Source organism: Mesorhizobium sp. M0244 (assembly GCF_040321795.1).
GTDB lineage: Bacteria > Pseudomonadota > Alphaproteobacteria > Rhizobiales > Rhizobiaceae > Mesorhizobium.
The window spans coordinates 12884-30542 of record NZ_JAMYSE010000076.1 but is presented as its reverse complement, the minus strand read 5'-3'; the positions used below and the strand labels follow the sequence as shown (position 1 = coordinate 30542).

The window sequence follows — 17659 nt, the reverse complement described above, 5'->3', positions numbered from 1 at the left end:
TCGACGTCCATTTTGCCGTCTGCTCCCACGTAGGCCCTCCGTCTCTCGCGATCGGGGGGATTCTTCGCACATTCACCTCATGCCCCGCACGAGGGCAGCGGCGTGGCGCTTACGTACCGCCTCACAGATCGTTCGTTGCTGTCGCCGATCGAAGGAACAATCGCAGGGGGAGGGGCAGCGCATCACGCCGGCGCTCGCCTTCGTAGCCGCTTGTGAGCTAAAAGATTGATATGATCCCAGGACTAACCGTTTCGTAGCCTAGGCGCGGCTCCGATTTGTCTTTCGGGACTGCGCTGGAGACAGTTCCGGTTGAACGGCAATCCAACTCTGTTTCCCTCTTTTTCTTGACCGTGCCTGACAGGTCGGGGCAGGCTGACGTTACTTCTGTTCTGACCACCATCTTCTTCTCGTGCGCAACGGTGGCGGTGGATCCGGCAATCACAAGTGCCGCACAAATAATCGTCCATCTCATTGGATTTCCCCCTTAGAGCGCGCCGCAAAAAATGTGGTCGACTGTCTTCAGACAGCGGCGGAGTCAGTACTTGCGCTTGGCCGGTCGATGCGGCTTCCGGCTTGATACGATTGTAACTACATTAGCTACAGCGCAAGTAATCATTTCGGACTAAGGAACGGGCTCACGCGCCTACCACCTTGAAAGCCCTTCGATGGAAAGCGGCTGAGCTGCCGGCGAAAAGGGGGGCGTTTCAGCCTTTTGCGTCATGCTCCGCTAAGGGGGCCGACGGTGCCAAGACCTATAACGCCATAGAGGGCTCGGAAGGCCCATCGGCGCCGTCGATCTGCCGCGCTGAGGTCGAGCCGTGCATGAATGCGCCGAGGATGCTGCGCCGCATGCCGGCAATGCCGTGGCCGAGGAACCAGAGCCGGTAAAGAACGGAAGGCATGCCCATGGTCACCACGACAAGCGAGAGGAGCGGCCGCGAAGCAGCGTCTTGGTAAAATCCGCCACCCTTGTTCGGATAGGCCACCGCGGCCACGCCGACGACAAAATCGACGGTGATTGCCAATCTAACCCGCCGCGATCAGGACCGTGCTTTCTGGCGACCAGCTCAGCACGACGTCCTGACCTTCCGCCAGCCTGCCAGCGCCGGTGTTCTGCACAATCACCTTGAGCGTCTGGCCGGCACGCTCGACAAAGTAAGTGTTGCTATTTCCGGCGAAGATGCGTTTGGACACTTGCCCTCGCAGCACATTCGTATTGGCCGCATCCGGAGCCTCGGCATCAATGAAGATGCGGAGGCGTTCGGGCCGCACGGCGCAGCTTGCCTTGGCGCCAGCGGCAAGCTTGGCACCCGCGCCGGCGGCAATCGCTGTGCCGTCCGGCAGGCGGATGCCGTTGCCCGTGCTGTCGCCGCGAAGGATGTTGGCGTCGCCCAGGAAGGTGGCGGCAAACTCGCTCTTCGGCCGATCGTAGATCTCCTCGGGCGGGCCTTCCTGCACCAGCTTGCCATCGCGCAGAATGCCGATGCGGTCGCTCATCGTCAGCGCTTCTTCCTGGTCGTGGGTGACGAAGATGGTGGTGATGCCGATCTCGCGCTGGATGCGCTTGAGCTCGATCTGCATGTCGACGCGCAGCGCCTTGTCCAGCGCGCCGAGTGGCTCGTCAAGCAACAGCACGCGCGGCCGGATGACGATCGCGCGAGCGAGCGCAACCCGTTGGCGCTGGCCGCCGGACAGCTGGTGCGGCCGGCGGCCGCCGAGCCTGCCGAGTTGCACGAGGTCGAGTGCGCGCTGTACCTCGCTGGCAATCACCGCCTTGGGCTCGCCGCGCACCGCCAGGCCGAAGGCGACATTGCCGGCAACGCTCATATTGGGAAACAGCGCGTAGTTCTGGAACACCATGCCGATGCGCCGTTTTTCGACCGGCACCCGCTCGACGCTCTCACCACCTATGGTGATGCGGCCGGAATCGGGAAAGTCGAAGCCGGCGATTTGTCGCAGCAGCGTGGTCTTGCCGCTGCCTGACGGCCCGAGCAGGGCGTAGAAGCCGCCATCGGCGAAATCGATGGAGACATCGTCCAGCGCCTTATGGGCACCGAAAGCGCGCGACACGTTCGCTACTTGGACGCCGGCCATTACATCTCTCCGCCGAATTTGAAGAAGCGCGCCGTCAGCAGCATCAGTGCCATCGACACGACAATGATGATCGTCGAGACCGCATTGATCTCGGGTGTGAATCCCTTGCGGATCGCGGCGTAGATTTCGACCGGCAGCGTCGTCTGGCCGGGCGTCGACAGGAAGTAGGATACGACGAACTGGTCGAAGGACACGGCGAAGGCGAACAGCCCGCCGGCAATGACGCCCGGCATGATCCAGGGCAGCGTGACGCGGTTCGTCACCTGCCATTGATTGGCGCCGAGCGAGCGCGCCGCCTCTTCCAACTCGGGCGCGAAGGTCTGCAGTCGGGCCGACACGACGACAATGACATAGGGCAGCGCAAGCGCGACGTGGCCGAGCAGGATGGCAAACAGGCCGCGCCCAATGCCGATGCCGAAGAAGAAGATCAACATCGCCGTGCCGGTTATCAGCCACGGAATGGCGATTGGCGGAAACAGCAGCGCCTGCAGGAATTTCTTGCCGCGAAACTCATAGCGGTAGAGCGCAAGTGACGCCGCCGAGCCAAGCACGACGCAGATGACGGTAGTGATAACTGCGATTTCGACGCTATTCCAAGTGGCTGAGATAAGCTGGTCGTTCTGCCACAGCGAGGCATACCATTCCGTCGTCCATTCGAATGGCAGCTGGTAGAAGGGCGAAACGTTGAAAGACATCAGCGCCATGATGATGATGGGCACATAGAGGAAGGCGAGCAATAGCCAGATGTAGAGGCGGCCGAGCCATTCGAGAACACGTGTCGTCGCCATCAGGTAGCCCTCCGCAGCACCGGCGAGGCAACCGCCAGGATGACCAGCACGACGGCCAACAGGATAAAGGAGAGCGCAGCACCCAGCGGCCAGTTGAACACGGCGACGAACTGGTCCTCGATGACAGTGCCGTAAAAGGTGCCGGTGCGGCCGCCGAGGACGCGCGGTTCCATGAACGAACCAACGACCGGGACGAAGATGAGCGCTGCGCCCGCCACCAGCCCCGGCATCGACAGCGGAATGATGACCCGATTCAGCACCTGCAGCCGCGAGGCGCCGAGCGAGCGCCCGGCCTCTATCAGCGAGTCATCGATGGCCTGCAGGGTTAGGTAGCAGGTCAGCACCATGTAAGGCACGTAGGAGTGCACCAGCCCGATGATGACGGCCGGATAGGAATACATCAGGTCGATGTTGATCTTGAACGGCAGCACGGCGTTGAGCGCGGTGTCGAGAATGCCTCCTTCACGCAGCACCATCGCCCAGGAGAAGATGCGCACCAGCCCGTTCGACCAGAACGGCAGGATGACGAGAAGGAAAATCGCCTCTCGGCTGCGGCCTTTCAGCACCTTGGCCAGCACATAAGCGGCGGGATAACCGATGACGATGCACCACAGCGTCACCTCGAGGCCGAGGCGCAGCGAGGCCACAAGCAATGTCAGATAAAGGCTTTGTGAAAAGAAGGCGGCATAGTTTTCGAGCGTGAACGCCCACGGCTTTCCCGACAGCGGCAGGTCGGTCATGAAGGAGAAGAAGACCATGGCTGAGAGCGGCAGGAAGATCGCAACCGTCAGCCAGAGATAGGCAGGCGCCAGCAGCGGCAAGGCCGATCTCAATCCGCTGCGCGACGCGGCTGCAACCTGTGCTGCCATGACATCCTCCTCCCAGGATAGGGAAGGATCAGCCGACATGGATGGTCGGCTGATCCCGGCTTCTGCTGTTACTTCACGTCGACCTTGAGCTGCTGCCAGAGCGACAGATAGGCTTCGCGCTGGGCGTCTGTGATCGGTGCCTGGAACTGAATGCGCTTGGCGACTGCCGGGTCACCCATCACCTTGCGGTTGAACGCATCCCCGGGAAGTGCTTCTACAGCCTTGGTGTTGGCGGATACCGGGGCTCCGACCTTGGTGACCCATTCGACATAGAACTTCGGGTCGATCATGTAGTTGATGAAGGCCTCGGCGCCGGCGACATTCTTGGAACCGACCGGAATGGAGAAGGCGTCGAGCCAGGCGACAGCGCCCTCCTGCGGGATCACGAGCGAGACCGGCAGCTTGAAATGGGTCTTGGCGCGGTCGGCCGAGCCGCTCCAATAGGTGCCGATGTCGATCTGGTTAGAGGCAGCCATCTGGTTCCAGTCGTTCTCCGAGCTCCAGAACGTCTTGATCTGCGGCATCAGCGAGGTGAGCTTCGCCTTGACCGCCTCCATATCCTTGATGTCGTTGATGTTCTGGCCGGTGGCAATGGCGCCGAACTGAACCGCCTCGACGGCATCATCACGGATGGTGACGCGGCCCTTGTGCGCGGGATCCCACATTTCGGCGATGCTCGTCGGCGGCTTGTCGAAGGATTTTTCGTTGATGGCGAGCGCCGTCAGCCCCCAGACCCACGGCACGCCATAGACCTTGCCGTCATGGACGAGCATCGGCGATCCGGCCTTGTCCTTGCTGATGTCGGCAAAGTTCGGCAGCTTGGACGTGTCGATCGGCTGGATCAGCTTTTCCGCCATCGCCTGGTCGTTGAAGGCGGCGTTGATCATGACAACGTCGTAAAGGCCGGGATTGGTCCTGAGCTTGGTCAGCATCTCCTGTTCGGAATTGAAGAAGTCGTTGACGACCTTGTTGCCGGTCGCCTTCTCGAAGGCTTCGATGGCCCACGGCTCGTCGGCGCCGTAGCCCTTCCAGTTGAGTACGTGCACCTCGTCGGCCTTGGCGGCAAATGCGAGTGCGGAGGTGAAGACGGCAGTCGCCGTCAGCAGGGCAGTCAAGTCGGGCATGCGCATGTTCGTTCCTCTCTGTGTTTGCCCGCTTCCCGGGCTTTGTCAGGCTGTCGGGCGTTTGGCCTCTTGCTTCCGGCCATGGAGGCCGATCGGCGGACCGCCGGCATGGCTCAGGAATGTCTGGATCTCGTGGTCGGTCGGCGCTGATGAACCACCGTGGCGGGTGACGGAAATGGCCGCCGCCGCATTGGCGTAGTGCGCTGCCTCAAAAGGCGGCGCGCCGCGCGCCAGCGCACTGACGAAAGCGCCGATATGGGTGTCGCCGGCGCCATTGGTGTCGATGGCGTCGACCTCGAAGCCGGCAATCGTTTGCGCCGAGCCATCGGCCAGCCGCATATGGCAGCCTTTCGCTCCGGCGCGAATGACGACGCCGATGGCCTTCGGGGAGTGGTCGCTAAGAAGCCGTGACGCGAGTGTCTCGACGCCGCCCGGACCGGCAAGCGCGGCCGCTTCCGTCGTGTTGCAGCTCAACCAGGTGGTGCGGGCGAGTATCCGCGACAGGATAGGGCGGGGAATGTCGACGACGACAGGTGTCGGGTCGAGGACAAGCGGTGTGTCGGCCGGAAGTGCCTCGATCCAGTCGACAAGCGCGTCTCGGCTTCCCGGATAGCTAAGCGTATAGCCGGAGGTGAACACCCAGTCGCCCGGTGCGACCGAGACGGGCGCCATCATGTCAAGGCCGAGCAAACTCTCCGCACCAGGCCATGAGACGAAGGTGCGCTCGGCATCGCTGCTGATCATGGCGACGCAATTGCCACTGTCCATGACGGGTGATGGCGGCGTCAGCGTCTCGATCCCCTCAGTGGCTAAGGCCATGCGCAGGAAGTCGCCATTGGGTCCGCTGCCGAGCTGGCCGCCGAACACCACCTTCATGCCGGTGCGGCTGGCCGCGACCATCATGTTGAAGCCGCCGCCGGCGACTTGCGTGTAGCTCGACGCCGTCTTCTCCGTGCCCGGCGCCGGCAAGGCGTCGATGCAATAGACATAGTCGACCACCGCGCTGCCGACATGGACGAGACGCCCGCTCATGCCGCCGCATCCTTGCCTGTACCGGTCTTGTCCGCACGGCGCCTGGATATACGGGCCGAAACAAGGTCGGCGGCGAGCGCGCCAACCGCCGCTATGTCGATGCCCTTGAGGTCTGCAATGCGGTTCTGAGGCAATCGGGAAAAGCCGGTGCAGGCGCCGGCCATGCCGGCCGCGATGGCGCCGATCGTGTCGGTGTCGCCACCGAGATTGGCGCTGATGACCGCCGCTTGCCAGGGATCACCGCCGGCGACTTCCAGCCCCGCGAATGCAGCCGGAACGGACTCCTGACTGGCGACGCCGGTGCCGACCAGATCGGTGATCAGCCGGATCGCGTCCTTCGTCGCCTTGCCGCGCACGAGCTCCTGCGCCCACCCAATGCGCGCGGCAATGTCACCGCCGGTCACCCAATGGCCGAGCGTTGCTCCGCTCCTCGCCGCGGCGATGGCGCTGTCGGAAGCGGCGCGCCAGTCGCCGCCGGCGACGCCGCGGCTGACGGCCGCCGCAACGGCGGCTGCGGCCGCAATGGCAATCGAGGTGTTGTGGGTCGCCCGGCAGGTCTCGGCAACTTTGGCGACCAGCGCGTCCAGCGGCTCCGGTGACATCATGATGCCGACCGGCGCAATGCGCATGGCCGCACCATTTGTGTCGCCGCCGCGCCCCGCTTCCTCGGCCGGTACGCCATTGTTGATGGCGTCGATGGCGCGTTTGGTCGATGGTCCCAGCAGATCGTAGCTGCCGCGCGCCTTGACGTCGCGCTCCCAGTCGAGCAGCGCGTTGACCCACCGCGCATGATCGAAGCGGTTGCCGGATTCGACCAGGATACGGCCAAGCAGAAGCGCCTGTTCGGTGTCGTCGGTGATCGTTCCAGCGGGGAGCCCCTTCGACACGGGATGATCGGCGAAAGGAGCAATGAAGCCCTCTACATGGCCGTAGAGTTCGGCAATCCGGGCCGGCGACAAAAGCTGCGTCGGCATGCCCAGCGCATCTCCCAGTGCCCCGCCGACAAGCGCCCCCACCGCCTGATCGGTCATGTTCCCGGTGTCGTCCGGCATCACTCAGAACCTCATATGCAGCGCAAAATGCGCCGGGTTTAGCAGGCTGGTCACATATTCGATCGGCCGGTCATCGGCGGCGCGGGTCAACCGGCGACCCCGCAGGAACGGCGCGCCTTGCGGGCAGCCGAGGATTGCGGCGTCCTCGGCGTTGAGCATTTCGATGCCGACCCATTCCTCGCCGTGGTCGGGAATGAGGCCGGCGCCGCGCAGCGTCTGGTGCAGCGAGCCTTCGCGCAGGCCGCGCAACGGCACGTCCTCCAGTTCGGCCGACAATGGCAGGCGGCTGCGCTCGATGGAGATGGCGTGGCCGTCGCTGGCATTGGTGCGCACCCGGTCGACAGCGATGAACAACGGGTTTTCTATGCCAAGTAGTGCGGCAAGGTCGGGGTCCTCGATCACCTCGAGCCGCAGCGTCCGCGTCTCGGCATTGGCGCCGGCGTTGGCGAGCGCCCGCGACCAACCGATGGAGTCATCAACGGGCTTGCCATCGAAGGTGACGAAAGAGCCGATGCCGACCTTGGTGGTGATCAGCCCGCGGCTGGACAGTTCCTCGAGGCCTTTGCGGACGGTGTTGCGGCTGACGGAGAAACGCTGGACGAGCTCGTTCTCGCTTTGCAGCCGGTCGCCGAATCCGAGAACACCGGAGCGGATTTCATGTTCGAGAACGGTGGCGATCTGTTCGGGCTTGCCCGTGCCGGGAGACAGTTGAACCGAGCGCCGCTTCATATGGGTACCTGTTCAGTGAACTTGTATAATCCTGTTCATATCACGGCAGGCTTGTCAACGAGTGCCGCATCGGCGCGCCGTTTGCTGGTTTTTGCGCTACGCCGTGGCGCGACCCAGTCCGCCAAAATTGTTGAATACCGCCGAGAATGTCCGTCATTACGTTTCGACCGAGTTCATGCCGAGCTTCGGCTGCGAGGATTTCGACTTGATGACCCGCGAGGCGGGCGGCTGGATTGGCGCCGGCGAGATCGGCCCCGGCGAAGGCCTGCTGCGTAGCGTGCCAACGCCGCAAAAAGTGCACTGTCACCGTAATTCGCGGTCGGCGTCGTCAAGTGTTAGCTAATATAGATGAGCCCTCATCATCCAATCGATGGATGAAGCCCATCATGGGCCGGTGCTACTTTGATGCATGGCGCGGCTTAACCATTGCGCCATCGAGCGCCGGTTGTTGAGGAGTCCCCCTCCTATGGGGCTAAATATGTGCAAGACGACTCTCATTGCTATCGCTATCCTCGCGATCAGCATCGGCTATGCCGAAGCCAAGGACCGTAAGGTCGAAACCGCGACACTCGGGACGTACGCCAATTCGAAGAACCTGCCGGTTTGCACCGCATCAAGCTCACTCTACGAAGTCCTCGGAGACAAGTGTTTTCTCGTCAAAGGTTCGATGATCTATGGCGACATCGCCGAGCTTTCCGAGCTAAGCATTTGGGCTGGTAGCGGAGGCTGGTAGCGGAGCTCCGGTGCTAGAATTACTAGAATTACGGTGACAGTGCACTTTTTGCTATGTTGGCACGCTACACAGCCGGCTCAATCCGCCGCCTCGCCAGTTTTGCCGACAGCCAACGCCTCGGCATTCACGCGAACATCGGCATACCTCAGCCAGCTTCTGTGCCGCCCGCTGCGGCGAGTTCCTCGAAATAGGCGCGAATGGACCGGGGCTCCCGACCAAGAATCGCGCGCAGTGCCACGGGGCTTCCCAGCAGCCCGTGGTGGTCGTAGTGCTCGAACATAGTCTGCATATCCCGGGGGAGGTCGCCGACCGCGCTTGGATCGATCGTTCCGACCTTGATTTCCGTCCCCAGAACGTCGCTCATCAATGCCGCCACGTCATGGCGGTTGAGGTTTCCTGACGCGCACAGCTCGAAGGTGCCATAGGCGAGCCGGTCCTCAGTAAGCGCTATCGCCGCGACCTCAGCGACATCCCGATAGTCCACCCGAGTGAAGCGGGTGTCGGGCGACTATGGTTCGGCGACAATCCCGGTCTGGACGATCTTAGCCCAAGAGGCGGCGTAGTTCTGAAACACGACGGTCGGGTGAAGGATTGTGTACTCGAGGTCCGAGTTGATTACGGCTTCTTCGACCGGAGCCTTCGCGGCATGATTGGGCAGTCCGCTCAGAACGGGATGGATGACCGCCGAGAACACGAATTTACGCACGCCGGCGCGGACCGCTGCCTGGACCATGTTCTTGCCAAGTTCGACCTCGTTTGGCGCGAACGCCGGTCCCACGTGGAAGACGGCGTCCACCCCTTGCAGCGCCGCGCTTCAGGCTTCCGGATCTGCGAGATCGTCCACAGCGACCTCCGCCGCGCCTCGAAGTTTCGCCTCATGGACCTGCTCCGGCGTTCGGACGAGGCCGCGGACCTTGGCACCACGACCAACAAGCGCCGGGACGACAAGTCCTGCGAGATTGCCGACTGCTCCCACTGCCAGCACCGTCATTTCCGATCTCCATCGCTTCTGCGCGGATGCGGCAGCAACTCCAGTTCGCTGCCATCGACCGCTTAACCTTGGGCCGCACGAATGGCTGCGGCGCGACCCTGCCGAACCAGACATAGTTGTCATGCGCGATGTTTCAGCCCCCGCTGATTGGCGAACGGCGGTTTTCCGGTGACGAGCTTGATGGGCTTGGGCGGCCTGCAGTTGGGAGCATTACCGCGCCGCTATCCGACCTATGGTGGAGGGCTTTCCAGGGTGGGAGGCCTTGCGACTGGAACGTCGTCCGGCAAAACGAAAAAGCGGAATGTCCGTTGCCGATTTCGGCTCGCGGCTCCCCGGGATCGATGAAACCGAGAACTTCGAGTTCGCGATTCCGCTACGCCTGAACACGCCTGAGGGAGGCAGAGGGGCGCAGGCGGTTGCCGAGCACGACTTAACGGCCGTCGCTCACGTTCCGCACGCTGGGTGTAACATCGCGCCACGGCGTAAAATAGGCATTGGCTCCCCGGGCCGGATTCGAACCAGCGACCAACCGGTTAACAGCCGGTTGCTCTACCACTGAGCTACCGGGGAACAGAGGCTCTTGCGTGAGTGGGGCAGCCTATAGCAAACCCGTTTCGGCTTTGCAAAGAAGCATTTCGCATTTTTTCGGTGCTTTTTGGCGCAGGGCTTTCTGGCAATGGCTGGCAGGCGCCCTCATATGAGCTGTCTCTCGCCTGTTACGGAACAGAAAAGGCCGTTGCGGCTTTCTCCGGTTGATGGTGCTACTGATGCAAACGGATCGACATTTCACATGACGGCAATGAGCGACGAACAGCCACCGGCCCGGAAAATCTCGGTCTTCGGCCGCCAGTTCACCATGCCGCGCTCGCGCGGCCTCAGGATTGCGATCGGCGTTGTGCTGATCATCGGCGGCATTCTCGGCTTCCTGCCAATCCTGGGTTTCTGGATGGTGCCGATCGGATTGCTGGTGCTCTCCTATGAATTCGCATTGGTGCGTCGTCACCGGCGCCGCTTCGTCGTCTGGTGGGAGCGACGGCGGCGGCCGGACTGAGGTTCCCCCCTGAGAGGCCGGCAGACGGCAAAATGCCGGAGGACGGCGTGTTCCGCTATGCATTAGCCTCTACATTACCGAGGTTGGTCGAAGCAGCTTTCCAGGCGTTCGCAAAGCTCCTTGAGAACGGCGGTAGCCGACGCCAGCCGCGCACGGTCGCGCGGTGGCAGGCTGTTTGCGCTTTCGATGCCGAGACGGTCGATGGCGTAGCGCACAAGCTCTGCAGATCTGGACTGCGACAATCCGCGCGATATGCGGTTTTCCGTAGCTAATCGACGCATGGGGAGCCTCCTGCTTGCCCAACGTCGTCGCCGGTTTCGGGTTCCTGTCGCCGAGAATCATGCTTAACGATAAGCTAATATGTTATTGCTAGCGTGGTATTGCGTTGATAAGCAGAGCCTGGATGTCGGAGGAACCGTTGGGAATGCACCGTGGCCGCTTGACGGCATTTTCGCCGCAACCTATTGGAGCCGGGTGGAACGCCGGGAGCAATGAGGCCTCGTGGCGGAGTGGTTACGCAGAGGACTGCAAATCCTTGCACCCCGGTTCGATTCCGGGCGAGGCCTCCAATGCCCGAGCTCCCGCGCATCAGCGCCTGGGGGCTTCAGTTCCGGTCGAAACAGCCGCGGCCTTTGCGCGGCAAGCGGATGGTTGGAACATGAGCGCTGATTTTGCCGAACGCCGGGTGAAGATGGTCGACGGCCAGATCCGCACCACCGACGTGACCAGTGCGCCGCTGCTCGAGGCGATGCTTGTCGTGCCGCGCGAGGCCTTTGTCGGCGCCGGCCAGCGCGATCTCGCCTATATCGACGAGGACATCCGTATTGCCGACACGGCGGATGGTCCGCGCTATCTCATGGAACCGTCGCCACTGGCCAAGCTGATGCAGCTGGCCGATATCGGCCCAAGCGATTCGGCACTCGATGTCGGCTGCGGCACCGGCTATGCGGCGGCGATCCTGTCGCGGCTGGCGAGGTCCGTGGTCGCGCTGGAAAGCGATGCGGCGCTGGCCGAGACCGCCACGTCGACGCTCGCGGCGCTAGGCTGCGGCAATGTCACCGTGGTCCAGGGATCGCTGCCGCAAGGCCATGCTGCCAAGGCGCCTTACGACGCCATCTTGATCGGCGGCAGCGTCGGGGAGGTGCCGGCGGCGCTGTTCGACCAGCTTGCCGAAGGCGGCCGACTCGTCGCCGTCGAAGGGCAAGGCAATTCGGGCGTAGCCCGGCTTTTTTTTAAGACTGGAGGGGTTGTAACCGGAAGAGGCGCATTTAATGCGGCAATTAAGCCACTACCTGGATTTGAACGCATTCGCGTCTTCGAATTCTGAGTGATTTTGCCTTGCAGCGAAGGCGCTGTCATGATCGCTTGCGTTTGAACAATCGTTGCTGATCTGCATAACCGGGCGTTTCTGGGGGCTTTCAGCGGGGGAACGATAAAAAACGCGGCGCCGGCTGATCAGAAGGAGAAGCCAGCGTGGCGTAGTTCCCGTGCGAAACGAATGAGGGAATATAACGTGCCGTCTGTACGCAAGTTGCTTTTTACCGCTGTCCTCGTTTCGGCGACCGCGCTTTCTCCACTGGCCGCCTCGGCCGAAACCATTCTCGGGGCACTTTCAAAGGCCTATCAAAACAATTCCTCGCTTAATTCTTCGCGCGCCGGCGTCCGCGTCACCGACGAGGGCGTAGCGATCGCCAAGTCCGGCTGGCGCCCGACCATCACCGGTTCGGCGAGCATCGATTATTCCGCCAGCCATAGCAACCGGTTGCACCAAAACATCTCGTTGACCACCGGCAATTTCGGCGTCGAGATCGACCAGACGCTGTTCGACGGCTTTCAGACCAGGAACAACGTCGCGGCCGCCGAATCGCGGGTCCGCGCGTCTGTCGAAAGCCTGCGTAACGCCGAAGAGAACACTCTTTTCAACGCGGCAAGTGCGTATATGGACGTGATCCGCGACCGCCAGATCGCGGTTCTGACCGAACAGAACCTGCAATTCCTGACCGAGCAGGCGCGTGCGGCGCGCTCGCGCTTCGAGGTCGGCGAAGGTACGCGCACCGACGTCGCGCAAGCCGATGCCTCGCGCGCCTCCGCAGTGGCGCAGTTGAGCGCCGCCCGCGCGACAGCGCTGGCAAGTGCCGCGACGTATCGCCAGATCGTTGGCGACGAGCCGGGCAAGCTCAGGGCGGCTTCGCCGTTGTCGAAGCTGTTGCCGAGGAGCCTCGATGCAGCGATCGCCATTGCATCGGCCGAGCATCCGGCCATCCTTGCCACCGAGCACCTGGTCGACGCGGCGGGGTTTTCGGTGAAATCGGCCGAAGGCGCGCTGCTGCCTCAGCTCTCCGCGTCGGCCGGTGTTTCGAGCGCCTTACGCTACACCGCGCCCGGCTCGCTCGGCTCGACGCAGGATGGCACAACCAATTCGGCAAGCATCGGCGCGACGCTGACCGTGCCGATCTATTCCGGCGGCCGGACCTCGGCATTGGTTCGCCAGTCGAAGGAATCGCTCAGCCAGGCGCGGATCGAGGTCGATGTCAGTCGCGACCAGGTGCGCCAGGCCGTGACATCGGCATGGACGCAATATACCGCCGCGCAGCAAAGCGTCACGGCCAACCGGCAGGTGGTCGCTGCCGCGCAGCTTGCCTTGAACGGCGTCATCGAGGAGCGCAATGTCGGCCAGCGCACCACGCTCGACGTTCTCAACGCGCAGGCAACCGTCATCACCGCCAAGATCAATCTTGCCAGCGCCGAACGCGACGTCGTGGTGGCAAGCTATGCCATCCTTTCGGCGGTTGGGCATTTGTCGGCAGACCGCCTTGCGCTCAACGTGACGAAATACAGGCCCGAAGAGCATTACAATGCCGTCAAGGACAAGTGGATCGGCCTGCGCACGCCGGACGGCCGCTGATCGCCAAGCCGTGTTTTTAGCCCGCGCTCGAACAACGCGCGGGCTTCAACTCCCGACCCTAATCTGTTGAAATCCGAGATGTCGCCAGATTGGGGATTCTCGCAAGGCGTTCCGTCGGTTACGCTGTCGCCATGATTCGAATCCGGCATTTGCCGGACAGGAAATCTGGGAACGAGTCACAAGGGCGGCGGATGTGACGATGGCGACGGCAAGCAGCGTACAGCGCGAACCTTCCATGGAAGAGATACTGGCTTCCATCAGAAGGATCATCGAAGACAGCGATACCGGCCGCAAGCAGCCGGGCGACGCGGACGAGCTGCGCCAGGATCTGCAACCGGCGCCGGCAGCCGGGCGGGCACCGGAGGGGGATGCGTTTCGCTCCGAACTGCGTGGCGGACTGGAGATCGCCAAGCCGGCCACGCGGGCCGAGGTGCCGGCGCAGCCATCGGTCGCGCCCGTCACTGCGCGCACGGAAACGCCGGTGCGTCCCGGTCCGGCGAAAGCACCGGTCACGCGGGCTGAGGTGAACGCCACCGCCGAACCGCCCGCAAAGCCGGATCGGCCTGCGACGGCCAAGATTGCCGAGACGACCGACACCATCATTGCCGATTGGCGGCGCGAGATCGCCGCAGTCGGCGACGCGATGGCTAAGCCGGACCAGACCGCGGCACCCCGGACACCGGACGCCGAGCCGAAAGCCGAGATTTTCGAGGATGAGGCGACCCCCGAACCTGTGCCGGAGCCTTCGCAAAGCGGATTGGCGCGTTCGGCGGCAAGCGAGGCGCCGCCCGCACGTCCGGCGATCCTTTCGGAGCATACGGGCCGGCAGGTTGCCGCCGCTTTCGGTGAGCTTTCAGACGCGTTTGCCAGCCGCAGCAAGAAGACCTTCGACGAGATGGCCGAGGAGATGCTGAGGCCCATGCTGCAGGACTGGCTGGACAACAATTTGCCGACGCTCGTCGAGCGGCTGGTGCGCGAGGAAATCGAGCGCGTCGCGCGCGGCGCGCAGTAGCACTATCGACTCCGAGCCGCAGAAGTTATCAAGGACTATCCGGAGCTCTCGCGAGCGCTAAGGCGTTTCAGCGCGGCCTGGTTGACCATTTCAAGCTCATCCGTTTCAAGCTTATCGCCACCGCGTAGCCATGTCGCTGTTCGGACTGGGCCGACTGCCCGGCTTGGGGAAGCCGTGTCGAATCCGGACACGGTGTCTCCCGCGAAACGGACAAACTCGTGTGGTGCGTAGAGTGGAACAAACCCGCCGCCCTTGCGGTTGACTTGGCAACCACCTTCCGATTTACACCGGACCACAAATTCCGGACAGCGCGGACCGTTTTCCCATGCTCGAAAAGACCTACGACGCAAAAGCCGTCGAGCCGAAGATTGCCAGGATCTGGGAAGAGGCCGACGCGTTTCGGGCCGGTGCCGGCGCCGAAGAGGGGGCTGAAGCCTTCACCATCGTCATCCCGCCGCCGAACGTCACCGGCTCGCTGCATATGGGCCATGCGCTCAACAACACGCTGCAGGACATTCTGGTGCGCTTCGAGCGCATGCGCGGCAAGAACGTCTTGTGGCAGCCGGGCATGGACCATGCCGGCATCGCCACGCAGATGGTGGTCGAGCGCCAGCTGATGGAAAAGCAGATCCACCGCCGCGACCTGACGCGCGAGCAGTTCATCGACAAGGTGTGGGAGTGGAAGGCCGAGTCCGGCGGCGCGATCCTCAACCAGCTAAAGCGGCTCGGAGCCTCGGCCGACTGGAGCCGGGAGCGCTTCACCATGGACGAAGGCCTGTCCAAGGCCGTGCTCGAAGTGTTTGTCACGCTCTACAAGGAAGGGCTGATCTACAAGGACAAGCGCCTTGTGAACTGGGACCCGAAACTGTTGACCGCCATCTCGGATCTCGAGGTCGAGCAGCAGGAGGTAAACGGCAACCTCTGGCACTTCCGCTATCCGGTCGAAGGCAAGACGTTCGATCCGGAGAATCCGAAGACCTTCATCACCGTTGCGACGACCCGCCCGGAGACGATGCTGGGCGATACGGCGGTCGCCGTCCATCCCGACGACGAGCGTTTCCGGCATCTTGTCGGCAAGAACCTCATCCTGCCGATCGTCGGCCGCAGGATCCCGGTGGTGGCGGACGAGTATTCCGATCCCGAAAAAGGCAGCGGTGCGGTCAAGATCACGCCGGCGCATGACTTCAACGACTTCGAGGTCGGCAAGCGCCACAGGCTGCCGGCGGTCAACATCCTCACTGTCAATGCGGCGGTGAGCCTCAAGGACAATGAGGATTTTCTCGCCGGGCTGGAGGTGACGCCGGAGCGCCAGGCCGTCTGGGACAGCCTCGACGGCCTGGACCGTTTCGATGCGCGCAAGAAGATCGTCGAGCTGATGGAGGCGGGCGGCTTTCTCGAAAAGGTCGAGCCGCATCGCCACGCGGTGCCGCATGGCGACCGCGGCGGCGTGCCGATCGAGCCGTTTTTGACCGACCAATGGTATGTCAATGCGGCGGAACTGGCCAAGCCGGCGATCGCCTCGGTGCGCGAAAGCCGTACTAATTTCGTGCCGAAAAACTGGGAAAAGACCTATTTCGACTGGATGGAGAACATCCAGCCCTGGTGCATTTCGCGCCAGCTCTGGTGGGGCCACCAGATCCCGGCCTGGTACGGGCCGGACGGGCATGTCTTTGTCGAAAAGACCGAGGAAGAAGCACTCGGTGCCGCCGTCGAATATTATTTGGCGCTGGAAGGGCCATGGAAGGCCTGGGTCGAGGACAAGCTCGAGAATTTCAAGCCTGGCGAGATCCTGACCCGCGACGAGGACGTGCTCGACACATGGTTCTCGTCGGCGCTGTGGCCGTTCTCGACGCTTGGCTGGCCGGACCAGACGCCGGAGCTGAAGACCTATTACCCGACCGACGTGCTGGTGACCGGTTTCGACATCATCTTCTTCTGGGTCGCCCGAATGATGATGATGGGCCTGCATTTCATGGACCAGGAGCCGTTCCATACGGTCTATGTCCACGCGCTGGTTCGCGACAAGACCGGGCAGAAGATGTCGAAGTCGAAAGGCAACGTCATCGACCCGCTCGAGCTCATCGACGAATATGGCGCCGATGCGCTGCGCTTCACCTTGACGGTGATGGCAGCTCAAGGGCGCGACGTTAAGCTCGATCCGGCCCGCATTGCCGGTTATCGCAATTTCGGCACCAAGCTGTGGAACGCGACGCGCTTCGCCGAGATGAACGAAGTGGCGCGCAACGACGATTTCTGGCTGCAGGACGCCAAGCTGGCGGTCAACCGCTGGATCCTGACCGAGCTGACGCGGGCCGCGCGGGATATGACGGACGGCATCACCTCATACCGCTTCAATGAGGCGGCGGGTGCCGCCTACCGGTTCGTCTGGAACCAGTTCTGCGACTGGTACCTGGAACTGCTGAAGCCGGTGTTCATGGGCATCGACGAGGCCGCCAAGGCCGAGAGCAGGGCCTGCGTCGCCTTCGTGCTCGATGAGATCTACAAGCTGCTGCATCCGATGATGCCGTTCATGACCGAGGAACTTTGGGCCGAAACCGCCGGCGAGGGCGGGCAGCGGCCGTCGCTGCTTTGTCATGCGGCATGGCCGTCGCCCGACTTCGAGGACGAGGAGGCCGCCGCCGATATCAACTGGCTGGTCGATCTCGTCTCCGGCATCCGCTCGGTGCGTTCAGAAATGAACGTGCCGCCGGCGGCTATCGCGCCGCTTGTGGTGATTGGCGCCAACGAAACGACACGCGAAAGGTTCGAGCGTCAGAGCTCCGCTATCAAGCGTCTGGCGCGGGTCGGCGACATCTCGCTCGCCGAGGTGCCACCCAGGGGATCCGCCCAGATCGTCGTCAACGAGGCGACCATCTGCCTGCCGCTCGGCAGCCTGATCGACCTTACCGCCGAGGCAGCGCGCCTGCAGAAGGAACTTGCCAAGGTGACCGAGGAAATTGCGCGGCTTTACAAGAAGCTGTCCAACGAGAAATTCGTCGCCAACGCGCCGGAAGAGGTGGTGGAGGCCGAGCGCGAAAAACTCGCCGAATATCGCGAGGCGCAAGAGAAGCTTTCGGTGGCATTGACGCGGGTGCGCGATGCCAGTTGACCGAACAGATTTGGGCCGGCTGACCGAACAGATTTGCCGGTCACGAATCTGCTTTCCAGACAGGCTTCCTGCCACGAAAACAGGCATTCCGCAGCGTAAATCTTGAGGCAAACTGAATGTTTTTGCCCCATTGTTGCCATAATGTAACAATGGCTGACTGGGCCCGCAAA

19 protein-coding genes and 2 tRNA genes are annotated in these 17659 nt (G+C 62.7%); 8 read left to right on the top strand and 13 right to left on the bottom strand.

Annotated elements, in window-relative coordinates; genetic code table 11:
• Positions 1-752: 752 nt before the first annotated feature.
• From NKJ08_RS29760 to NKJ08_RS29725, 8 genes are all read right to left on the bottom strand, one after another.
• Positions 753-1025 (bottom strand): hypothetical protein, encoded by a 273-nt coding sequence (locus NKJ08_RS29760; protein WP_352526108.1) that lies wholly within the window; start codon positions 1023-1025, stop codon positions 753-755.
• Between the two features lies 1 nt (position 1026).
• Positions 1027-2094, bottom strand: a complete 1068-nt coding sequence (locus NKJ08_RS29755; RefSeq protein ID WP_352526107.1) for an ABC transporter ATP-binding protein — start codon at positions 2092-2094, stop codon at positions 1027-1029.
• Positions 2094-2882: an ABC transporter permease gene (locus tag NKJ08_RS29750; protein WP_352526106.1), complete on the bottom strand. Its 789-nt coding sequence runs from the start codon at positions 2880-2882 to the stop codon at positions 2094-2096. The genes NKJ08_RS29755 and NKJ08_RS29750 overlap by 1 nt, the downstream gene beginning before the upstream one ends.
• Positions 2882-3751, bottom strand: coding sequence for an ABC transporter permease (locus tag NKJ08_RS29745; RefSeq protein ID WP_352526104.1), 870 nt, complete (start codon positions 3749-3751; stop codon positions 2882-2884). The genes NKJ08_RS29750 and NKJ08_RS29745 overlap by 1 nt, the downstream gene beginning before the upstream one ends.
• A 68-nt stretch (positions 3752-3819) precedes the next feature.
• Positions 3820-4881: an ABC transporter substrate-binding protein gene (locus tag NKJ08_RS29740; RefSeq protein ID WP_352526102.1), complete on the bottom strand. Its 1062-nt coding sequence runs from the start codon at positions 4879-4881 to the stop codon at positions 3820-3822.
• Between the two features lie 39 nt (positions 4882-4920).
• Positions 4921-5907 carry a PfkB family carbohydrate kinase gene (locus tag NKJ08_RS29735; RefSeq protein WP_352526100.1) on the bottom strand — a complete coding sequence of 329 codons (987 nt, stop codon included), beginning with the start codon at positions 5905-5907 and terminating at the stop codon, positions 4921-4923.
• Positions 5904-6959 (bottom strand): ADP-ribosylglycohydrolase family protein, encoded by a 1056-nt coding sequence (locus NKJ08_RS29730; protein WP_352784703.1) that lies wholly within the window; start codon positions 6957-6959, stop codon positions 5904-5906. Before NKJ08_RS29730 ends, NKJ08_RS29735 begins: the two co-directional genes overlap by 4 nt.
• 3 nt (positions 6960-6962) lie before the next feature.
• Complete coding sequence (locus NKJ08_RS29725; protein WP_352784701.1) at positions 6963-7688, bottom strand: GntR family transcriptional regulator; 726 nt, start codon at positions 7686-7688, stop codon at positions 6963-6965.
• A gap of 130 nt (positions 7689-7818) precedes the next feature.
• On the opposite strand from NKJ08_RS29725, the gene NKJ08_RS29720 reads away from it, so the two are divergent.
• Complete coding sequence (locus NKJ08_RS29720) at positions 7819-8031, top strand: hypothetical protein (protein WP_352526097.1); 213 nt, start codon at positions 7819-7821, stop codon at positions 8029-8031.
• A gap of 135 nt (positions 8032-8166) precedes the next feature.
• On the top strand, positions 8167-8421 hold the full coding sequence (locus NKJ08_RS29715; RefSeq protein ID WP_352526096.1) for a hypothetical protein: 255 nt from the start codon (positions 8167-8169) through the stop codon (positions 8419-8421).
• A 145-nt stretch (positions 8422-8566) separates the two neighbouring features.
• On the opposite strand, the gene NKJ08_RS29710 is transcribed toward NKJ08_RS29715, so the two are convergent.
• The 4 genes from NKJ08_RS29710 to NKJ08_RS29695 form a co-directional block, all read right to left on the bottom strand.
• Positions 8567-8905 carry a Rossmann-fold NAD(P)-binding domain-containing protein gene (locus tag NKJ08_RS29710; protein ID WP_352526095.1) on the bottom strand — a complete coding sequence of 113 codons (339 nt, stop codon included), beginning with the start codon at positions 8903-8905 and terminating at the stop codon, positions 8567-8569.
• Positions 8906-8929: 24 nt separating this feature from the next.
• Positions 8930-9226 carry an NmrA family NAD(P)-binding protein gene (locus NKJ08_RS29705; protein ID WP_352526218.1) on the bottom strand — a complete coding sequence of 99 codons (297 nt, stop codon included), beginning with the start codon at positions 9224-9226 and terminating at the stop codon, positions 8930-8932.
• A gap of 9 nt (positions 9227-9235) precedes the next feature.
• The gene (locus NKJ08_RS29700) at positions 9236-9412 is read right to left on the bottom strand and encodes an NAD(P)H-binding protein (RefSeq protein WP_352526094.1); all 177 of its coding nucleotides are present in this window, start codon (positions 9410-9412) and stop codon (positions 9236-9238) included.
• Between the two features lie 495 nt (positions 9413-9907).
• Positions 9908-9982: transfer RNA gene (locus NKJ08_RS29695), tRNA-Asn, on the bottom strand.
• A gap of 220 nt (positions 9983-10202) precedes the next feature.
• Between NKJ08_RS29695 and NKJ08_RS29690 the strand changes: the two genes are divergently transcribed.
• Positions 10203-10463: a hypothetical protein gene (locus NKJ08_RS29690; protein WP_023676401.1), complete on the top strand. Its 261-nt coding sequence runs from the start codon at positions 10203-10205 to the stop codon at positions 10461-10463.
• 74 nt (positions 10464-10537) lie between these two features.
• Here the strand turns inward: NKJ08_RS29690 and NKJ08_RS29685 are convergent, their stop codons facing one another.
• Positions 10538-10744, bottom strand: coding sequence for a hypothetical protein (locus NKJ08_RS29685; RefSeq protein WP_352526065.1), 207 nt, complete (start codon positions 10742-10744; stop codon positions 10538-10540).
• A 214-nt stretch (positions 10745-10958) separates the two neighbouring features.
• Between NKJ08_RS29685 and NKJ08_RS29680 the strand changes: the two genes are divergently transcribed.
• The 5 genes from NKJ08_RS29680 (at position 10959) to NKJ08_RS29660 (ending at position 17489) form a co-directional block, all read left to right on the top strand.
• Positions 10959-11032, top strand: a tRNA-Cys gene (locus NKJ08_RS29680).
• Positions 11033-11121: 89 nt separating this feature from the next.
• The gene (locus NKJ08_RS29675) at positions 11122-11790 is read left to right on the top strand and encodes a protein-L-isoaspartate O-methyltransferase family protein (RefSeq protein WP_352526064.1); all 669 of its coding nucleotides are present in this window, start codon (positions 11122-11124) and stop codon (positions 11788-11790) included.
• A gap of 186 nt (positions 11791-11976) precedes the next feature.
• Positions 11977-13368, top strand: a complete 1392-nt coding sequence (locus NKJ08_RS29670) for a TolC family outer membrane protein (RefSeq protein WP_352526063.1) — start codon at positions 11977-11979, stop codon at positions 13366-13368.
• A 199-nt stretch (positions 13369-13567) separates the two neighbouring features.
• A complete protein-coding gene (locus NKJ08_RS29665) occupies positions 13568-14380 on the top strand; it encodes a PopZ family protein (protein WP_352526061.1) in 813 nt (270 codons plus the stop codon).
• 325 nt (positions 14381-14705) lie between these two features.
• Positions 14706-17489, top strand: coding sequence for a valine--tRNA ligase (locus NKJ08_RS29660; protein WP_352526060.1), 2784 nt, complete (start codon positions 14706-14708; stop codon positions 17487-17489).
• Positions 17490-17659: the final 170 nt, after the last annotated feature.